The following is a 19,079-nucleotide window of genomic DNA, read 5'->3' on the forward strand; positions in this document are numbered from 1 at the left end:
AACTGAAATTTCGGAGGAGAAAATGTGAGAGATATTTCATGGATAACGTATGTGATGTTAATTTTGGCCAGTTATCGTTTAACTCATTTAATTGTTTTTGATAAAATTACTGAATTTATCCGTAAACCGTTTATGAAAAAGGTTCAAGTGGAAACTAATCATGGCATGGTTACAAAGGAAATACCGAAATCAATGATTGGGTATTTATTGAAATGTTATTGGTGTGCAGGGGTATGGAGTGCGATCTTTCTAGGAGGAGGATACTTACTTTTCCCACGGGTAACCTTTGTCATCATTTTGATCTTCTCAATTGCTGGCGGACAGTCGATTATTGAAACGTTTGTTGGAGTAAATATCAAAAAAGTAGATTATTATGCTGATTTGGAAAAGAAAGAATAATAAAGAAAAAATGTCCCCCCTTTTGCATATAAATTACAAAGGGGGGATTGGATGGCTATATGGTGGATTACTTCCATTGGGTTTGTTATATGTCTCGGATTTGTTGGCGGTACTATCTTTTATTTTTTAAGAGGAACACTTCACTCGGAAGACGCCAACCGTATTGATCCAGTAAAAAAAGAAATAGACTAAAAATTTTTTATAACCAAAAAGAACCCATTAAGCCAGGGTTCTTTTCATTATTAAAGAGACTTTTCAATTGCCTGTTCAAACTGTGCAATCATATCTTCTACATGTTCGATTCCTACTGAAATTCGAACAAGCTCACTCGTAATCCCTAACGCCTCACATGCTTCTTGTGGAAGTGCACGGTGAGAAGTCGTTAACGGATGGGAAACAGTTGTTTCAACTCCGGCTAAGGTTGGAGCAATTTTAATCCATCCTAATGAGCGAAAAAACTGATTAATATCAACCTTTTTCGAAAGCACGATCGTTACCATTGCACCATAACCGTTTTTTTCTTGCTCAAATGGGTAATATACTTTTTCAACAAAAGGGTTACTTGATAACGCTTCTGCTAATTTTTTGGCATTACAGGATTGAGCTTTCATTCTTAAAGCTAATGTTTTTAATCCACGGCAAGTCAGCCAGGCTTCAAACGGACTGACATTCATACCAAGGTTAACGATTTTCGCGCGTGCTCTGGCAACTAAATCCTCCCTGCCCGTAAGCACGCCTATTGTTACATCGCTATGACCACCAATGTATTTGGTTGCACTATGAACCACTAAATCAATCCCCATTGCATAGGGCTGACAATGGTATGGAGTGGCAAATGTATTATCAACTATTGTATTTAGCTGATGCTTACGGGCTAATTCCACTACGCCTTTAATATCTTCCACTCTTAATAATGGATTGGTAATTGATTCTGTATAAAGAAGTTTCGTATTTTCTTTAATTTCTTTTTCTACCTCAACTAGATTTTTAAAGGAAACAAAAGTAGTTTCAATCCCATATTGATTTAATTCTTCTTTTAGTAAATGGTAACTGCCGCCATATACATCATCTGCTGCAATAATATGGTCTCCGTTTTTCACCACGGCTAATACACCCGCTAAAATGGCAGACAAACCCGATGACGATGCCACACCTGCTGGAGCACATTCAAGTCTTGCAACCGCCTCCCCAAGCTCATCTGTATTCGGATTGCCAACCCGTGAATAGAGATACTGACCATTCCCTTGATAATACCCTTCTAGTTCATCTAAATCTTTAAAGGAAAAAGCAGAAGTCTGATAAATTGGCGTAACCTTGCTCGAAATTTTACTGTTACTTTTTTTACTGCCATGTAATATTTCTGTCTCAAATCTCTTCCCCATACCTTCCCCTCACCCTCTTTGTTAACAAAATAGTTATTATAGTAAAAAATATCAATACCAAAGTCTTTCGTCAATCAAATTTATTTCCATATGATATTTTCGTACATGACGCTATTACATTTTTTCAGTTAATTTGGAAATACTTAACCTATGAAAATATTACCTGGAGGAATATAAATGAACCCATCTGAAAGTACACATCATTTTCCACGGACATATTGGCGCGAAATAGAATTACCAACTTTTGAGCAACTGAATGAAGATTTAACCATTGATGTTGCGATTGTTGGTGCCGGGATTACTGGCATTACGGCTGCCTATTTACTTGCAAAGGAAGGGGTAAAAGTCGCACTGATTGAAGCAGGCGGAGTGTTAAATGGGACTACTGGACATACAACCGCTAAACTTACCGCACAGCATGAATTGATTTACGATGAATTAATCAATCATTTCGGTGAGGAAAAAGCTAAGCAATATTTTGAATCCGCATCCAATGCCATTAAATTTGTAGAAACCACCGTCAATGAAAAAGGGATTGATTGTGATTTTAGCAAACAGGATGCCTATGCTTATGCCACAACCGATCAATATAATAAGAAGCTTGAAACAGAGTGGACTGCCTATCAAAGGCTGGGGATTGATGGTGATTTAGTTGGGAATATTCCATTTGATATTCAAGTTAAATCGGCCCTGTTAATGCGAAATCAAGCGCAATATCATCCCCTGAAATTTTTAAAAGGGCTGTTAAATGAGGCCGTTAGTGCAGGTTGTGTTGTTTATGAAAATACGGTTGCAGATGGAATTGAGGATGCAGATTCGACCCAGCCAAAGGTTAAGATCAAAGGTGGGCATTGGGTAAGCTGTCGACATGTCCTTATTGCCTCCCATTTTCCATTTTATGATATTCCGGGACTTTATTTTGCCAGGATGTATGCGGATCGATCATACGCTATTGGGATAAAAACAGATCAAAAGTATCCTGGCGGTATGTATATTAGTGTTGACAGCCCAGCACGATCGATTCGCTCGACACCATTGGAGACCGGGAACCTCCTCATTCTAGGTGGTGAAAACCATAAAACGGGACAGGGAGTAGATACCCTTACACATTATCTAGCGCTAGAGTCCTTTGCAAAAGACGTGTTTGATTTATCGGAGTATCATTATCGCTGGTCTGCTCAGGATTTGGTTACCTTAGATAACGTGCCTTATATCGGTCCGATTACGAAAAATAAACAGCATATTTTAGTGGCCACAGGTTATAAAAAATGGGGCATGACAACGGGAATTCTCGCCGCCCATTTACTAACGGATTACGTGTTGAATCGTGATAATCCATATAAGGAATTGTATTCCCCTTCTCGATTTGACGCTGATCCTGATCTTAAATCGATCGTCACCACCAATGCAGACGTTGCCAAACATTTACTTAAAGGGAAACTCGAGTTTGTCCCTAAGGATCCTGGGGATTTAAAAAATGGCGAAGGCTCAGTCGTCATGCATAATGGACAACGTGCAGGTGCATATAAGGATGAAAACGGCAAGCTATACATCGTGGATACCACTTGCACCCATATCGGCTGTGAAACGGAATGGAACCATGCAGAAAAATCATGGGATTGCCCATGTCACGGTTCACGGTTCTCCTATGCTGGTGATGTCATTGAAGGACCAGCTAAGAAGCCACTGAAAAACGTCGGCGACCAGTGAAAAGTTTTTAAAAATGGGTCTTCATATCGTAGATGATGACCAAAACTTATGGGATAATCATGAATTCTGGTCTTCATAACATCAATGATGACCAAAACTTATGGGGAAATCATGAATTTTGGTCTTCATAACATCAATGAGGACCAAAACTTATGGGATAATCATGAATTCTGGTCTTCATAACATCAATGAGGACCAAAACTTATGGGGAAATCATGAATTTTGGTCTTCATAACATCAATGAGGACCAAAACTTATGGGAAAATCATGAATTTTGGTCTTCATAAAATCGATGATGACCAAAACTTATAGGAAAATCATGAATTTTGGTCTTCATAACATCAATGATGACCAAAACTTATGGGATAATCATGAATTCTGGTCTTCATAACATCGATGATGACCAAAACTTATGGGAAAATCATGAATTCTGGTCTTCATAACATCAATGAGGACCAAAGCTTATGGGAAAATCATGAATTCTGGTCTTCATAACATCGATGATGGGAAAAATCATGAAACAGCCTTCATAACAAACTTGAGGACAATTCACACGTATCGCCAGAAGACTTCACGACAGCCTAAAAACGCCCCCTATTTCAGGGGGCGTTTACTTTATTTACCATGTGGACGGTTGCGTTTTAAATCTTCGCCTGTTGAAAACTCAACAAGTTCAGCGCTGTTTTTCATTCCCTTTTTACGATTGTTATTTCGCTGGGCATTGGCATTACCGAGTTTCGTTCTTCCCATACTATCATCTCCTTTTAGAGAAATTCATAAATAGTATGAGTGTAATTATTTAAAGTTATTCTATCCAAGAACGGGTGGTTTTCTAAACCAGGTTAATTGTTCAAAAGCATAAGCTGCCTCGATTAACTGTGGCTCACTATAGGCGGTTCCAGCAAAAGAGATCCCTACTGGTTCTCCTTCCGACGTATAGCCGGCAGGAACAGCTATTGTTGGGTAACCTGCTTTTGCACTAATAATTGAACCCGTATCTCCTGGAAAAAGAATTACATCTAAATCATACTCATCAAGTGCATAATCAATTCCCCTATGAGTCGCATGATATTGATCGAATTCCAATGCCTTTATATATTTTTCCTCAGTTAATGAACCGCTTGTTTTCTCGGATTGGATTAAAACTGCCTGTCCATATTTGAGCATTTTTTCTTCATCCTGCTGATTAAATTCAATTAGATCTTTCAGCGTCCGAACAGGTATGGACGGATGAAGTTTGTTTAAATAGGCATTTAAATCCGGTTTAAATTCATAAGTCAAAACATCATACGACCATTTCTCTTTTGCAGATGGAATTTCGATTTGTTCAATAATCTCTGCACCTGCTGCCTCTAAAATAGCAACAGCATCATGGAAGATCTTTTGCTTCTCTTCCGTTAGCTGTTCAATAAAACCTTCGGTAGCTATTCCGATTCTTTTCCCTTTCAATCCGTCTTTATGCAGATGTTCTGTAAAGTCCCTTTCACAAAGTGGATTTGTTCGTGTAATTGGGTCTTTTTCATCTATTCCCGTTAAAGCATTCAAGAGAATGGCAGCATCTTTAACGGTTCGTGCCATTGGACCTGCTGTGTCTTGTGTATGGGCAATGGGAATGATTCCTCTTCTACTAATTAACCCCACTGTTGGTTTGATTCCTACTAGTGAGTTTCGGCAGGACGGATTCAAAATCGACCCTGACGTTTCCGTGCCAATTGCCGCGGCAGCTAAATTCGCAGCGACCGCTGCACCAGAACCTGAACTGGAACCGCCTACATCATATTTACCAGGGCCATATGGATTTAACACTTGACCGCCACGTGAGCTATACCCGTTTTTCATATCAAAAGCCATAAAGTTTGCCCACTCAGTCATATTTGTTTTACCAATGATGACGGCTCCCGCTTTTCGCAGCCTTTTAGCCACATAGGAATCTTTTAAAGCGATGGAATCCTTTAATGCTAAAGATCCAGCACTGGTATGCATTTTATCGGCCGTATCAATATTATCTTTTATCAAAATTGGAATACCATGCAACTCACTGCGTGGTCCTGTTTCCTTTCGCTCGGCATCAAGGGCTGCAGCGATTTGTAAAGCATCGGGATTGACTTCAAGGATAGAGTTAATGCTTTTATCAAAAATGGAAATTCTATGTAGATACATTGTTACAAGATCTTTTGATGTGAGTTCACCGCTAGACATCTTTTCCTGCATTTTTGTGATGGTTGCTTCTTCCAACCATTCATCCAAGAATTTTTTTAATTTTGGGTTTTCCATTCTCCCCCGCCTCCTATCATTCTAAATTTTATAATAATTATAAAAATTGAGCAATTCTAAAAGGCAGTAGGGTGGAAAATGTCTTGTCCTTAATTGAGTAACACGAGCTAAAGTAAAATAAGCGGAGAGTTTCCGGTTAAATGCAGAATAGAACTCATTTTCGGGAAAATAAGCGGAGGTTTTCCGGTTATGCAAAGCAAAATTCCTCATTTTCACGTTTTTCGAACCAATAGGCGGAATCTCTCCGTCTATATAAGCCTTTTTAAATAATAATTACCAATTAGGCGGAAATTTTCCGTCTATTTACAGATTGGGTGCATACCGTGATCCGCCAATCGTAAGAAAAAGACGTATGCCATTTCATACGTCAATTCTTGTGTCTTTTAATAAGAAGGGACCCTAAAACGGAACCCTATATGTTTTATCCCCCACTGCCTTTCTAACAGATAAGAAAAAGTTTCTGAACTTAGTTTACTGTCCAGCTCCAGTGCCCTAACGGCTAGTGTCCTTCGCTCTCCGCCTTACGATAAGTCAACATCGAATCGCCTACGGCTCTTCGTGTTTCCTTTATCTCGGTTGGAGCGCTCCAGGACATACGCCGCTGACCAGGGCACTTGCGCTTTTCTTATCGGAGAACCTTTTGTTCTGGTTCTGCAATTTGCCCTTTGTAAAAAATTCTTTTTTGAGGCGTTACATTTAACTCGTTGCAATAAAGTTTTAATTCTCTTTCTTCTCGTTCCGTTACTAAAGAAATAACGATACCATCCGCACCCATTCTTCCGGTTCTTCCGGCCCTGTGTACATACTGGGCAATATCCTTAGGGAAATCCACATGGACCACATGGGTGACTCCTTGAATATCCAATCCCCGAGCTGCTACATCGGTGGCAATCAGCATTTTCGTTTTGCCATCTCGGAATGCTTTAAGCTCTGCCTGCCGTTCTAGCTTCTTCATATCACTATGTAGTACTCCCGCTGATAACTCTTTAAAATGGAACTTTTCTTTGAAGACTTGAATCTCACCGATATCATTAATGAACGCCAGGGCTTTGATATCATCCATGCGGACGATTTTTTCAAGCAGCTTGATCTTATCTCTCGGTTCAGCAAGAAAATAGATATGCTCCACTTTTCCAGAAGAAGCAAGCTCATCCTTTTCGATTCGAAGTACTTCAGGATCCTTCGTCATTTCCTTTGCCAATTTCTCTGTTCCAGCTTTCATTGTAGCTGAAAATAAAACAACTTGGCGATCGCCCATCGTTGATTTAACAATATTTTGAACGGTGTTAAGGTGCTCCGGTATCAGCAATTGATCACCTTCATCCAAAACCACCAGCTTTACCTCATGCATTTTTACTTTTTTCTGTTTAATTAATTCAAATAGACGACCCGGTGTTGCAAAAATAACATGGGGACGCTTTTTTAATTTTTCGAGCTGACGTTTTACGTTGGCCCCGCCAATAATAGAGGTCCCTCTAACTCCACTGCCTTCAGACCATTTTTGGAATTCCTGATAAACCTGCATAACCAATTCCTGTGATGATGCTAGAACAACTGCTTGTAATGATTGCGAATTAGGTTCAACTTTATTTAATAATGGCAGCAAATAAGCCAGTGTCTTGCCCGTACCTGTTGGTGATTCAGCGATTAGGTCTTTTCCTTCAAGGATCATTGGAATGGCAGCTTCCTGAATAGAAGTTGCCTGTTGAAACCCAGACTTTTCCCATGCTTCTTGTAAAAAAGGGTTTAAGGTATTTATCATATTCGACTCCTCTTTTTATCTCATTTCTTCATATTATATCCGAACATCTGTCTGATAGTAACTTATTTAAGGAACTGTGTCCATAAAAAGCCCATTCCTTACAAAGGAATGGGTTCACTATCAATTCACTTATCGACTATTATTATTTAACAGGAAGGAAGAATATATTAATCAAATGTACGTCTAACTAATTTATGAATGCTGCGGTTTAATTCCTCACACTGTATTATCGCTGAATCATAGTTAATTTCAATTTTGCCAGTTCCAGATAAAATTTTTACTTTTTCTACACCCCGGAATCTTTTGACTTTCCTTTTTATACTGCCAATACAACCAGTGCAAGCTACTTCGTTTAATGCTAGCAGTATCATACTCATTTAGAAAACCCCTTTCAATTTCGAGTGTTCAGCGCCAAATCCAGATTCTAGTGTTGGACCAACTAAAAAATATCTGAAATGCATTAGATTTCATTGAGTTTGATCGCCATAAGTCGGTAGTGACCAGGTTCGATTTCATTTACGATTGCATTCATCCCCAATGATTGGAAATTTGCAACGAGCGGTTCACCCGGGTGGGGTAAATGAATTTCAAAGATGGTTCCTACTGGTGCTGATTTGACAAAGTTTAAAATTTCCCGTCGTGGATGTTCGCCCTTTAGTACCCTCTCGCGCATATCCATGACGACTCTTTTGTCTTCTATTTTAAAAGTTTGCATCGTTCTATCTCTCCTTTTTTCCATCGAATACTACTTCTTTTAAAATGCTCCTTTCTAGGTGCATTTGTTTAAGTTTACTGCTAATTCGCTTGTAAAGAATTGATATAAATCAAAGGTTTCAGAGAGAATTTTGAACACATTGTGAACATTATCTTGAAATTGATATAACTACTGAATTGATGGTAGAATGAACAACAGTAAGTTTACAATATATCGGAGTTGAATATGATGTTGAACATGAAAATAGGAGGAAACCAATCTAGATGTTTATTGCAGGTATCGTAAGTGAAGCATTGCTGTATAGTTGTTTTTCAGTGTTACTAGGGAGTTTTATTATTTGTCTTATTCCCAAAACGGTACGACCAGAGATTAAAATTCCAAAAAGTGTCCTATTAGGTGCCACTCTAGGTATCGCTGTATTTTCATTTTTACCAGTTTTAAAAATTGTTCTCTATTTATATGAGGATTTTGGTTTGGCTCATACACTTAAGTCGGTGCTAACCAATTTCGAGGTTGGAAAGACATGGATTAGTACTGGGCTTATTTCGCTGATATTATTCATTTATCTTATTCCCATTAGACTCGAACAAAAACCTATATTTGCACTGACAGGTCTAGCATTCACACTAATCTTGGTTGCTACCCTTGGCTTGTCCAGTCACGCTGCCACTTTATCCAAATTGGCAGGTTTTCTAACACACACAGCCCATTTTTTAGCTGTTACAATCTGGGTTGGAATCTTGATGGTGGTAAGCTGGTTTTCTAGGAATCATGACAATTGGCTGAAATTCTTGAATTGGTTTTCCCCTCTAGCGTTTTTATGTTTGGTTATTATTGGGATTACGGGAATATCATTAATGAATTTTCACATGAATGTAACCGATTATGTTAATGTTACAACCGTTTCTTATGGTCAATCGCTGCTAATTAAACATTTGGCGATTATTCCATTACTTGTTTTTGCCTTTGTTAACAGTGTTCTGATTCGGAAAAAACTTCAAAAAAATCCTTCTTATAATCCCCTTCCATGGGCGAGGCTGGAAAGTGTCATTATTTTAGTCGTATTTTCCATCACAGGTGCACTTGGACAAGTTTCACCACCACATGAACTTAGCAGGATGATACTAGCAGAAGGTACCTCAAAGCTATTTAGCTATTTCCATCCTGGTGAAATAAACCTTCCGTTACATTTTTCTCCAGGGATTATTTCTATAAGCTTATTTATATTGGCTTTCCTTTTTCTTGCTTTAATCATTATGACATTTATTAAAAAAGCTCCAAAAGCTTTGTCGTTATTCATGAGCTTACTATTTTTACTTTCAGGCTATATTGCATTTATGTTAAGCATTTCTTAAAAAATAACAGCGAGACATTCCCGCTGTTATTTTTTTTGATATGAACGTAATATAGCTCGAACTGGGCTTCCATCACCTTCGACCAATGGCAGTGGCAGGGCAATTAACTCATAATCACCTGGTTCCACTTCATCCAATACAACCGATTCAAGGATATGAATCCCGTTATGATTAAGACTATGATGGGCATAAAGATCTTCGCTGTCAATTGGGTCAACGGATGGAACATCGACTCCAATGAGACGGATCCCCTTCTCCGCTAAAAATGGTCCGATGTCGGCTTCCAAATGAGGAATCTTCGCAGGAAATTCTGCGGAATTCTGCCATGATAGTGTCCGCAACAACACTCTTTTACAGCCTTCTAAATCTAGATTTTTTAGATCCTTAGCTCCGATACTTTCCTTTCCGGTCATCTCGAGTACCCTTACAGGACCAATGTACAAGTCGAGGTCCAATTCAATGATCCTTTTTCCATTATCATCAAAATGAAAAGGAGCGTCTACATGTGTCCCTGTATGGGTACTCATCGTTAGACTGCCAACATTTGCTGAACCACTTTCCGCTTTGGACCATGACACTTCATAATGAAATGGTGTATCACCTGGCCAAACCGGCATCCCGTTAACTAGTCTTCTTGAAATATCAATTATCTTCATTCATTTCACCCCTAAAGACACGTTTGTTTAATTTAAAAATATATTGCTGTCCAAGCGTTGTCAATTAATGAAAGGAACGCCAAAAGGCTCCATACTTATTCAAGATGCTGTTAATTTCTTCAAATGGGATGGTGAAGGTTGGAAAACCAGCCGCATACGGAGCAATATCATAAGGTTCAAAGTAAAGATTCACTCCGTTATCGCTAATGAAAAAGGGCTGACTCGGTTTTATTCCTTTGTAGGTATTAGGGAAAATATAAGCATATTGATCATCGTTTTTGATTTGTTCCCCGATGATTTCACTGATTACTTTTACATAATCTGCCTTCGGATTAAACAAATCTGTTAATTGGTAAAACTCGCCTGATTTGAGGTTTATATGAGCATGTTTTTTAATAGGCATCCCATGTGCCGCACCAAAAGGGTAATCATATCCTTTTATCGCAATGACTAGCAGGTTCTTTTTATAAAAACTTACATCAAAATCACCGATATAGCTTGAATCCATTTGTTTGTTCTCGGGAATCGGCTTCACTCCAGAAAGGTCCTTTAAGGCTTGATTCACTTTCACCTGATTTTCAATACCCTTTAATTGTAGATAATAGACCCAATAGTCCTTGTTTGGTTTAAATTTGTTTTCAATAACAGAAATATCATCATTTATAGGAATGACCGTATTTTGTTTCCAAACCAGCTTGCCTTTTTTATCAAAATAGAGTCTACGGAGATCAATATCTCCGTTAATTAACGATTTATCAAAGGCGAGTGACCCATTGCCGCTAACCTTTGGAAGATGAGCGATTCTCTGACTATGCTTGTCGATGAAAAAAGTATATTCATCATTATAGGCAGAGGCAATTCCATCCTTGTACTTTGAAACACCATTATAGATAAACCCAGTATATAGTTGACCGCTAGAATCGGCGATTGCATACTTTGGAAAAAGATAAGGCTTTTCTAGGTCAGGCGATTGCCCCAGCGCATATCGGTTCTCATCCAAATTTAGCAAGCTACTATATTTTGGTTTAATGATGAATTTTCCTTGCTTGTCTATCAAACCATAATTATTTTCAACCTTAACAATCGCCTTTCCCTCGATAAACGACTGCGTTTCAGTAAATTGGGGCTCAATAACCATCTTTCCTGATTCGTCCATATACCCCCATTTTTCTTGATTACTTTTACGGAATGACAGCATGCCTTCTCGGAAATCATCGACCATTTCATAATGGTAGGATTTCACTATCTTTCCGGTAAGATCAATAAGAGCATAGCTGCCCTCTTTGATTTTGACTATCGCTATTCCGTCTTTAAAATCACTCGCAAGCTCATAGGATAATGGAATGACTATATTACCCCTCCTATTCAAGTAGCCATATAAATACTCTCCATGCTCATTCGTATTGGCAACTACTGCTCTACCTTCTTTATAATCTCCAATAAAGGAATACGCCTTTCGTGTTATTACCTTTCCGATTTCATCAATAACTTTAAATCCCTCATTGTCGATAACCGTCGCTCGCCCTTCCGAAAACGAATTGATCGTATCATATTTTGGTTTGACAATAAAATAGCCGTCACTGTTGATAATCCCTGTTAGATTATTTACTTGCACAATGGCTAAGCCATTTTCTTGAAAGTCACGTGCCGTTTCATAGTTTGGTGGAAGTACAAAAATGCCTTTTTCGTTGATATAGCCCCACTTGCTCCCGCCTGTCCCCTTTACCGTTGCCGGAAAAAGATACACCATTCTGGATAAGTTTAGGAGGTAGGACATCCAATTTTCATTTTCAAAATTCCTTTTCGTCATCCGTATTACCCCATTTATTTTTTTAAATATATATATGAATAAATGGGCTTGATGTAGCTTATCTTCTAATACAAAAAGAATCTATTTTGGACAAAAAATGTCCAAAATAGATTCTTTTTAGATAAACACATAATTCTGTTGTAATTCTCTCAAGATATTTTCCTTTGTCTTCAAAATAGCTTGAACGATTTCATCTGTTACAGCTGGTGAAATTCGGTAGGATGGGACACTCACACTAAAAGCGCCATATGTTTGGTTATTCATTCTTAGGGATACACCTAAACAGTAAACATCATTTTCACCTTCACTGTCGTCGACTGCATAACCATTTCTTTTTACATCCTGAACCTGTTTTAACAATGTATCATGATCGGTAATGGTTGTTTTGGTTAACGGCTTTAGTTCCACCCGGTTCAAATATGCTGCTACGTCATCCTCCGACATTTCGGCAAGCACGGCTTTCCCCATTGCTGAACAATAAAGCGGCTTGGATAAACCGATTCTAGAATTCAAACAAACAATCGGCTTATTTGTTTCCAGCTTGTTAACTGTTAGAATTTCATCGCCTTCTAAAATACCCAAGTGAATCGTTTCATCTAAACTATTTTGCAATTCTTTTAAGTAGGGATAAGAAATTTTTGAAATGTCTAGATTAGCAAGATACTTATTGGCGTATTTTATGAGAGAACTTCCGAGCTCAAATTTCTTCGTTTCCGGATGTTTTTTTACATAACCAATCAACTGAAGTGTATCTAATATTTTCAAAGCTGTTGAACTAGTTAAGCCTGTTTCCTGCGCAATGATGTTTAATGGCTGCGCGTCTTTTTTTGCCGATAAAAAATCAAGGATACCAGCAGCTTTTATTAGGACCGTTCCATATGGCTGTTTTGCATTCTCCATTACATTACCTCCTTTCATTTTCTAAATTACTTGATAAATTTCTATTTTTGCTTCAGCATTCGCTAAGTATATTTACATATTATACACCAGTATGTTGGTGTTTCCCTCCAGAAAAGAAAAAGAATATAGCTATTACGAATAGCTATATTCTTACTAAATTAATCTCTATATAACCTTTTGAATTAGCGAACTAACCAGCCGCCATCTACTGGGACAATGGCTCCATTCATATAATCAGATGCCTTACTAGCAAGGAAAACAACTACACTTTGTAAATCCGCAGGTGTTGCCCAACGTCCGGCTGGAATACGAGCTGTAATTTCTGCATGGCGCTCTTCATCCGCGCGAATTGGTGCAGTGTTTGCTGTCTCAACATATCCAGGTGCAATCGCATTAGTTTGTACACCATGAATAGCTAACTCGTTAGCAAAGATTTTAGTTAATCCCGCCACACCATGTTTACTTGCTGTATATCCTGGTACGAATTTACCTCCTTGGAATGAAAGCATAGAGGCAATATTGATGATTTTTCCACTTTTTTGTTCGACCATTACTTTCGCAACTTCTTGGCTTAGGAAGTAAACAGCATTCAAGTTAATGTTGATAACCGCTTCCCAGTCTGCTACTGGATGCTCAATAAGTGGAGCGCGTTTAATCGTTCCTGCATTGTTAACCAATACATCAATTTTTCCATATGTTTCTAGGCATTTTGCGACAACATCTTTAATGGTGTCGTGGTTCGTTAAATCACCTTGATAAAATTCAACTTTGCGGCCTTCTGCTTCAATAAGTTCTTTTGTTTCAGCCCACTCATTGTTGTAAGTAGTAATAAAAAGATCTGCACCAGCTTTAGCAAGTGCCACGGCATATCCTTGTCCAAGACCTGTATTTCCACCGGTTACGATCGCAACCTTGCCAGCTAAATTGAAATAATCTAAAGAGAATTGTTGTAATTCATTCGTCATGATTTATTCCTCCATTTATAAGTAGAATAATGTCTAAAATCAAAATAGTTATTTTAAGTCCTTCATTGGAACCATGTCCATATCGGTATAAGTAATGTTTTCTCCGCACATTGCCCAAATAAACGTATAGTCACTTGTTCCCACGCCAGTATGGATCGACCAGCTTGGAGAAATAGCAGCTTGCTCATTGGCAATCACTAAGTGTTTTGTTTCATCCGGTTTGCCCATGAAATGGAATACACGTGTATCTTCCTTCATATCGAAATACAGGTATGTTTCCATACGGCGTTCGTGTGTATGAGATGGCATTGTGTTCCAAGCGCTTCCAGGTGTTAGGATCGTGTATCCTAATTGAAGCTGACAGCTTTCACAGACGTTTGGATGAATATATTGATAAATAGAACGATGATTTAACGTTGCGGTATCACCTGTCACCATTGGTTCAATCTTATCAATACTGATTTTTACATTTGGATATTTATGATGAGCAGGTACAGAAACAGTATAGAATTTAGCTGGATTAGCCGGATCATCTGATTTAAACTGGAGATCCTTTGTTTCTTTTCCAATGTAAAAGCCATCTTGCTTTTTCATTGGCTCTTCCGTACCTTCAATCACGATTGAACCAGGTCCGCCAATATTAATTACACCAAGTTCGCGGCGCTCTAAGAAATAAGTAACTCCTAATTCTGTAGAAAGCTCAATGGTTAAAGGCTTGTCTGTTGGTGTAACACCGCCAAAGATCATTCTGTCGTTATGTGTGTAGGTTAATCTTACTTCTCCTGGAACAAAAATACTTTCAACTAAAAATTCCTTGCGTAGTTGTTCTGTAGAATAATTACGAATATCCTCTGGGCTATGTGTATAACGAGTTTCCATTTTATTCACTCCTATTATTTTTTACGGAACCGCTTTCGGATTTCCAAATAGGAAATCGTATTGTTTATTTGGAAATCTATAAGCCTATTATAGGCGATGATTTTTTGTTTTTCAACTCTTAATTTAAGAAAATAATTTGAAAGTTTTAAATAAAAAAAGTAACCTGCCAGCTTGACAGATTACTTCTTCCTTTTAATCTATAAATTTTGCTTCAGGGATTAATACTTTCCATTCCTCATAGCTGATGATCGTATCCCAATGACCAGTCATCTTTGCGTAGCCAACTATAAAGAAAAATGCTACAAAGAATGATACTGGAATAAACCATTTACTAACCTTTTTATTTGCTACCGTCATATTCAAAGTATCTTTCACAGGGCATGCTTCCACACAGGCCATACAAGCCGTACAATTTAAGTTATTTACGGTTTCTACCTTGTGCACTTTAACCCTTGAAGGACATACCTTTGTACACATTTCACAGTTTGTGCACGTCTCTTCATTTCTACTAATCTTTGATATTCTAAAAATGGAACCAAGACCAATGAAAGCACCATATGGGCAAAGGAAACGGCACCAGAAATTTTTATAGAATAAGGATAGTACGAACATAACAATAAGAAAACCAAGACCAAAACCGCTAATATCTAAGAAAAATGTCAGCATTTTTACATCTGATATGATATTATATGGTTCATTTAGGAATGAAATAGCAGAGTATGTCGGCATTACGATCACCATTCCCAAGAAGAAAAGCAATAGTAGATATTTTATTGGAGTAAGAAGCCAAACGAGCCAGGTTGGAACTTCAAAATTTCTTTTAAACAATTTCTTTCCTAATCGTGCGACCCATTCACCAACTGTTCCAATGGGACAAATCCAACTGCAAAACGATCTTTTGAAAATAATTGCACCACCAACAAAAAAGCTTAACAATACAAGACCTGCTGGGTGAATGACATCAAAATCGCCTGTAGCAAGCCAAACCTTTAATGCCATTAAGGCACTAATAGGAAGGAATCCTTCAACCGCAGACGGTCTTTCAACAAATGTTGTTTCCCCAAGTGTATCAAAATGCATATAAAATTGATAAAACCGTACACCGACGTATAGTAAAAACAACAGAAATAACGCTTGAACAACGTATCTTGTTAGTTGAACCGGCTTTCTTTTCAACTGTTTCTTATACCAGCTCATTGACTTCATTTTGACTCCTCCAATCTTCTTCACCTTTAATATAAGGAACGAAGTAAATCAGGGGATGTGATAAAAGTCATCGTTTATCTCGTTTTCATAAAGATTTCACAACCATATACTTAAAACAGACAAAATTAAAAAGCATTGTAAAAAATCTTGTTGCCATTTTCAGTATCTTTTATCCATTTTACATTTTCATAGGTTATTTGATAAAATTATACTTAGGCTTATTTTTCAAATGAATACATGGATAATTGTCGGCATTTATGATATTTATAATAAATAGATATATGAGAGAGGTTGAATAGAGTGGAAAATCTAGGTTCTAATTTTATAAAAGATGTGATGATTAAGGATTTGGAATCAGGTAAGCATGATAAAATTATCACTCGTTTCCCTCCAGAGCCAAATGGATATTTACATATTGGTCATGCTAAATCCATCATTATTAACTTTGGTTTAGCAGATGAATTTAACGGAAAAACCAATTTACGTTTTGATGACACCAATCCGTTAAAGGAAGATGTCGAATATGTAAATTCTATTAAAGAAGATGTGAAATGGCTTGGATTTGAATGGGATAACTTATACTTTGCTTCAGATTATTTTGAAGAAATGTACAAACGGGCTGTGCTTTTAATAAACAAGGGACTTGCCTATGTAGATGACTTATCCGCTGACGAAATTCGTGAATATCGCGGCACGTTGACATCACCTGGAAAAGATAGTCCATATCGTGAACGTTCAATCGAGGAAAATCTTGATTTGTTCGAACGAATGCGCAATGGAGAATATGATAATGGTCAAAAGGTTCTTCGGGCAAAGATTGATATGAAGTCTCCCAATATCAATTTACGTGATCCAGTTATTTACCGAATTGCACACGCTACACACCACAACACGGGTGATAAATGGTGTATTTATCCGATGTATGCTTTTGCTCATCCACTTGAGGACGCAATTGAAGATGTTACCCATTCGATTTGTACTGTTGAGTTTGAGGATCAACGCCCGCTTTATAATTGGATAGTGGAACAGTGTGAAATGGATAGTCAGCCGCAGCAAATTGAATTTGGGCGGTTAAACGTGACCAATACCGTCATGAGTAAAAGAAAGCTCAAACAGCTAGTTGATGAAGGATTCGTCGATGGCTGGGATGATCCTCGGATGCCAACGATTTCAGGGATGAGACGAAAAGGATTTACCCCAGAATCGATTCGTAATTTTGTGCGTGAAACAGGTGTAGGGAAAGGTTCAGGAGCCGTTGATTCACAAATGCTTGAACACTTTGTCAGAGAAGACTTAAAATTAAAAGTTCCACGGACTATGGGGATCCTAAATCCTTTAAAAATAGTGATCACGAACTATCCAGAAGGACAAATCGAGTTACTTGACGCTGAGATTAATCCTGAAGTTCCAGAAATGGGAATGAGGAAAATTCCTTTTTCTCGTGAAATTTACATTGAGAAAGATGATTTTATGGAAAATCCGCCAAGTAAATATTTCCGCCTCTTCCCTGGCAATGAAGTCCGCCTTAAACATGCTTATTTCATTAAGTGTGAAGAAGTTATTAAGGATATCAATGGAGAAGTCGTTGAACTGCGTTGTACCTATGATCCACTAACCAAGAGTGGGACTGGCTTTACTGGACGGAAGGTAAAAGGAACGATTCATTGGGTGGAAGCAACCAATTCTGTTCCAGCGGAATTCAGGTTATACGAACCACTAATCCTCGATAAAACTGAAGATGAAAATGAAGAGGAAGAAAAAACATTCCTTGATAAAGTTAATCCGGAATCACTCGTGATATTACAGGGATTTGTTGAGCCAAACATGAGAGAAAGCAGGCCACACGATAAATTCCAGTTCTTTAGACACGGATATTTCAACGTCGATCCAAAACATACGACGGTTGATAAGCTCGTCTTTAACCGAATTGTATCCTTAAAAAGCTCGTTTAAAATATAAAAAAATAGAACCAGGCGCCCATGCCTGGTTCTATTTTTCTGCTTTCATATTCATTGTGGCAGGGACTTCTAGAATAACCCTTGTTCCTTTACCAGGAGAGGAATTAATCGTTAGGTCGCCTCCAACAGCCCGTGCCCTTTCATCCATACTGAAGAGACCTACACCACGTGACCCAGTACCAGGTTCAAATCCTTTGCCTTTATCTTCAATCATGACCCGAACTCTCTGTTCATCCTCTCTAATTGTGACAGCAGCCTCTATCACGTCAGCATACTTTCGAATGTTTGTTAATGCTTCTTGAATGATTCTGTATATAGTTATTTCGATACTAATATCCAGACGACAACTTAACATACAATCAAAATAAACATCAATATGATAGTTCTCGGAAAAACGAGAAAGGAAGGATCGAACGGCTGGAACGAGTCCAAGGTCATCCAAGACAGATGGACGCAGTTCCCATGAAATATCGCGGATTTCTTCAATCACTTGGGTTGCTTCCTGTTGCATTTGATCTAGCAGGGGATGGTCGATCTCTGAAAGTAAACGATTGATCGTAATAAGATGACTGTATAAATTCTGACCGATGCCATCATGTAAATTTCGTGATAAGCGCTTACGTTCTTCTTCTTGAACATCAATAATCGTTGTCATCATTTTTTGAAGCTGTTGTTCCACTCGTTTTCGTTCGGTTATTTCGTGCCGGATAGCCAAATATTGATAGGGTTTCCCTGAATCATCTAAGAACGGGACAATCGTAGTATCTACCCAATAGTATGTTCCATCCTTAGCACGATTACGGATTTCACCCTTCCAGACCTTACCTGTACTAATTGTTTTCCACATTTGTTTAAAAAAATCTTTGGAGTGGAGATCGGAATTTAAAATTCGATGATCCTCTCCTATAAGGTCATCTTTAGGATATTTAGAAATTTTGATAAATTGATCGTTCACATATGTAATTTTTCCTCTTGAATCGGTAATAGCCACAATAGAAGATTCATCGAGAGCAAACTTAAAATCCATCAATTCTTGAATTGACTTTTTTAATTCCAATTCAATGCCGGTGAGCTCGCTTGTAGACTGCTTCTTATTTATTTCCACGAC

The 19,079-nt window shown here is 38.0% G+C and carries 18 protein-coding genes; 5 read left to right on the forward strand and 13 right to left on the reverse strand.

Features of this window, described 5'->3' with window-relative positions:
* Nucleotides 1–24: 24 nt before the first annotated feature.
* Together BLR86_RS09315 and BLR86_RS25985 are read left to right on the forward strand one after the other, a co-directional pair.
* Complete coding sequence (locus BLR86_RS09315) at nucleotides 25–399, forward strand: DUF1360 domain-containing protein (RefSeq protein WP_090760613.1); 375 nt, start codon at nucleotides 25–27, stop codon at nucleotides 397–399.
* 51 nt (nucleotides 400–450) lie between these two features.
* On the forward strand, nucleotides 451–591 hold the full coding sequence (locus BLR86_RS25985) for a hypothetical protein (protein ID WP_175492837.1): 141 nt from the start codon (nucleotides 451–453) through the stop codon (nucleotides 589–591).
* A gap of 50 nt (nucleotides 592–641) precedes the next feature.
* On the opposite strand, the gene BLR86_RS09320 is transcribed toward BLR86_RS25985, so the two are convergent.
* A complete protein-coding gene (locus BLR86_RS09320; protein ID WP_090760615.1) occupies nucleotides 642–1,781 on the reverse strand; it encodes a trans-sulfuration enzyme family protein in 1,140 nt (379 codons plus the stop codon).
* 177 nt (nucleotides 1,782–1,958) lie between these two features.
* On the opposite strand from BLR86_RS09320, the gene BLR86_RS09325 reads away from it, so the two are divergent.
* Nucleotides 1,959–3,491, forward strand: a complete 1,533-nt coding sequence (locus BLR86_RS09325) for an FAD-dependent oxidoreductase (RefSeq protein WP_090760617.1) — start codon at nucleotides 1,959–1,961, stop codon at nucleotides 3,489–3,491.
* A 615-nt stretch (nucleotides 3,492–4,106) separates the two neighbouring features.
* Here the strand turns inward: BLR86_RS09325 and BLR86_RS26790 are convergent.
* From BLR86_RS26790 to BLR86_RS09345, 5 genes are all read right to left on the reverse strand, one after another.
* On the reverse strand, nucleotides 4,107–4,241 hold the full coding sequence (locus BLR86_RS26790) for a hypothetical protein (protein WP_302847211.1): 135 nt from the start codon (nucleotides 4,239–4,241) through the stop codon (nucleotides 4,107–4,109).
* Nucleotides 4,242–4,301: 60 nt separating this feature from the next.
* Nucleotides 4,302–5,765 carry an amidase family protein gene (locus BLR86_RS09330; protein WP_090760619.1) on the reverse strand — a complete coding sequence of 488 codons (1,464 nt, stop codon included), beginning with the start codon at nucleotides 5,763–5,765 and terminating at the stop codon, nucleotides 4,302–4,304.
* Nucleotides 5,766–6,390: 625 nt separating this feature from the next.
* The gene (locus tag BLR86_RS09335; RefSeq protein WP_090760621.1) at nucleotides 6,391–7,527 is read right to left on the reverse strand and encodes a DEAD/DEAH box helicase; all 1,137 of its coding nucleotides are present in this window, start codon (nucleotides 7,525–7,527) and stop codon (nucleotides 6,391–6,393) included.
* Between the two features lie 167 nt (nucleotides 7,528–7,694).
* Nucleotides 7,695–7,904, reverse strand: a complete 210-nt coding sequence (locus BLR86_RS09340) for a heavy-metal-associated domain-containing protein (protein ID WP_090760623.1) — start codon at nucleotides 7,902–7,904, stop codon at nucleotides 7,695–7,697.
* Between the two features lie 83 nt (nucleotides 7,905–7,987).
* Nucleotides 7,988–8,266 carry an amino acid decarboxylase gene (locus BLR86_RS09345; protein WP_254782285.1) on the reverse strand — a complete coding sequence of 93 codons (279 nt, stop codon included), beginning with the start codon at nucleotides 8,264–8,266 and terminating at the stop codon, nucleotides 7,988–7,990.
* Nucleotides 8,267–8,505: 239 nt separating this feature from the next.
* Between BLR86_RS09345 and BLR86_RS09350 the strand changes: the two genes are divergently transcribed.
* Nucleotides 8,506–9,597 carry a copper resistance D family protein gene (locus BLR86_RS09350; RefSeq protein ID WP_090760627.1) on the forward strand — a complete coding sequence of 364 codons (1,092 nt, stop codon included), beginning with the start codon at nucleotides 8,506–8,508 and terminating at the stop codon, nucleotides 9,595–9,597.
* 26 nt (nucleotides 9,598–9,623) lie between these two features.
* On the opposite strand, the gene kynB is transcribed toward BLR86_RS09350, so the two are convergent.
* From kynB to BLR86_RS09380, 6 genes are all read right to left on the reverse strand, one after another.
* Nucleotides 9,624–10,253 carry an arylformamidase gene (gene kynB, locus BLR86_RS09355; RefSeq protein ID WP_090760629.1) on the reverse strand — a complete coding sequence of 210 codons (630 nt, stop codon included), beginning with the start codon at nucleotides 10,251–10,253 and terminating at the stop codon, nucleotides 9,624–9,626.
* A 64-nt stretch (nucleotides 10,254–10,317) separates the two neighbouring features.
* Nucleotides 10,318–12,063, reverse strand: a complete 1,746-nt coding sequence (locus BLR86_RS09360) for a WG repeat-containing protein (RefSeq protein ID WP_090760631.1) — start codon at nucleotides 12,061–12,063, stop codon at nucleotides 10,318–10,320.
* Nucleotides 12,064–12,180: 117 nt separating this feature from the next.
* Nucleotides 12,181–12,963: an IclR family transcriptional regulator gene (locus tag BLR86_RS09365; RefSeq protein ID WP_090760633.1), complete on the reverse strand. Its 783-nt coding sequence runs from the start codon at nucleotides 12,961–12,963 to the stop codon at nucleotides 12,181–12,183.
* Nucleotides 12,964–13,145: 182 nt separating this feature from the next.
* On the reverse strand, nucleotides 13,146–13,928 hold the full coding sequence (kduD, locus tag BLR86_RS09370; RefSeq protein ID WP_090760635.1) for a 2-dehydro-3-deoxy-D-gluconate 5-dehydrogenase KduD: 783 nt from the start codon (nucleotides 13,926–13,928) through the stop codon (nucleotides 13,146–13,148).
* A 48-nt stretch (nucleotides 13,929–13,976) separates the two neighbouring features.
* Nucleotides 13,977–14,807: a 5-dehydro-4-deoxy-D-glucuronate isomerase gene (gene kduI, locus BLR86_RS09375; RefSeq protein WP_175492838.1), complete on the reverse strand. Its 831-nt coding sequence runs from the start codon at nucleotides 14,805–14,807 to the stop codon at nucleotides 13,977–13,979.
* 192 nt (nucleotides 14,808–14,999) lie between these two features.
* The gene (locus tag BLR86_RS09380) at nucleotides 15,000–16,013 is read right to left on the reverse strand and encodes a 4Fe-4S binding protein (protein ID WP_090760639.1); all 1,014 of its coding nucleotides are present in this window, start codon (nucleotides 16,011–16,013) and stop codon (nucleotides 15,000–15,002) included.
* A 300-nt stretch (nucleotides 16,014–16,313) separates the two neighbouring features.
* Between BLR86_RS09380 and BLR86_RS09385 the strand changes: the two genes are divergently transcribed.
* Nucleotides 16,314–17,972, forward strand: a complete 1,659-nt coding sequence (locus tag BLR86_RS09385; protein WP_090760641.1) for a glutamine--tRNA ligase/YqeY domain fusion protein — start codon at nucleotides 16,314–16,316, stop codon at nucleotides 17,970–17,972.
* 30 nt (nucleotides 17,973–18,002) lie between these two features.
* Here BLR86_RS09385 and BLR86_RS09390 read toward each other — a convergent pair whose 3' ends face one another.
* Complete coding sequence (locus BLR86_RS09390) at nucleotides 18,003–19,076, reverse strand: PAS domain-containing sensor histidine kinase (protein ID WP_254782286.1); 1,074 nt, start codon at nucleotides 19,074–19,076, stop codon at nucleotides 18,003–18,005.
* Nucleotides 19,077–19,079: the final 3 nt, after the last annotated feature.

The organism is Bacillus sp. OK048 (assembly GCF_900103525.1).
In the GTDB taxonomy this organism is placed as follows: domain Bacteria; phylum Bacillota; class Bacilli; order Bacillales; family Cytobacillaceae; genus Neobacillus.

Bases quoted from the DNA above. Each gene is read 5' to 3' on its own strand.
- BLR86_RS09350 (WP_090760627.1), top strand. From the start codon at position 8,506: ATGTTTATTGCAGGTATCGTAAGTGAAGCATTGCTGTATAGTTGTTTT.
- BLR86_RS09360 (WP_090760631.1), bottom strand. From the start codon at position 12,063: ATGACGAAAAGGAATTTTGAAAATGAAAATTGGATGTCCTACCTCCTA.
- BLR86_RS09365 (WP_090760633.1), bottom strand. From the start codon at position 12,963: ATGGAGAATGCAAAACAGCCATATGGAACGGTCCTAATAAAAGCTGCT.
- BLR86_RS09330 (WP_090760619.1), bottom strand. From the start codon at position 5,765: ATGGAAAACCCAAAATTAAAAAAATTCTTGGATGAATGGTTGGAAGAA.
- kduD (WP_090760635.1), bottom strand. From the start codon at position 13,928: ATGACGAATGAATTACAACAATTCTCTTTAGATTATTTCAATTTAGCT.
- BLR86_RS09335 (WP_090760621.1), bottom strand. From the start codon at position 7,527: ATGATAAATACCTTAAACCCTTTTTTACAAGAAGCATGGGAAAAGTCT.
- BLR86_RS25985 (WP_175492837.1), top strand. From the start codon at position 451: ATGGCTATATGGTGGATTACTTCCATTGGGTTTGTTATATGTCTCGGA.
- BLR86_RS09320 (WP_090760615.1), bottom strand. From the start codon at position 1,781: ATGGGGAAGAGATTTGAGACAGAAATATTACATGGCAGTAAAAAAAGT.
- BLR86_RS09340 (WP_090760623.1), bottom strand. From the start codon at position 7,904: ATGAGTATGATACTGCTAGCATTAAACGAAGTAGCTTGCACTGGTTGT.
- BLR86_RS26790 (WP_302847211.1), bottom strand. From the start codon at position 4,241: ATGGGAAGAACGAAACTCGGTAATGCCAATGCCCAGCGAAATAACAAT.
- BLR86_RS09380 (WP_090760639.1), bottom strand. From the start codon at position 16,013: ATGAAGTCAATGAGCTGGTATAAGAAACAGTTGAAAAGAAAGCCGGTT.
- kynB (WP_090760629.1), bottom strand. From the start codon at position 10,253: ATGAAGATAATTGATATTTCAAGAAGACTAGTTAACGGGATGCCGGTT.
- kduI (WP_175492838.1), bottom strand. From the start codon at position 14,807: ATGGAAACTCGTTATACACATAGCCCAGAGGATATTCGTAATTATTCT.
- BLR86_RS09345 (WP_254782285.1), bottom strand. From the start codon at position 8,266: ATGGAAAAAAGGAGAGATAGAACGATGCAAACTTTTAAAATAGAAGAC.
- BLR86_RS09325 (WP_090760617.1), top strand. From the start codon at position 1,959: ATGAACCCATCTGAAAGTACACATCATTTTCCACGGACATATTGGCGC.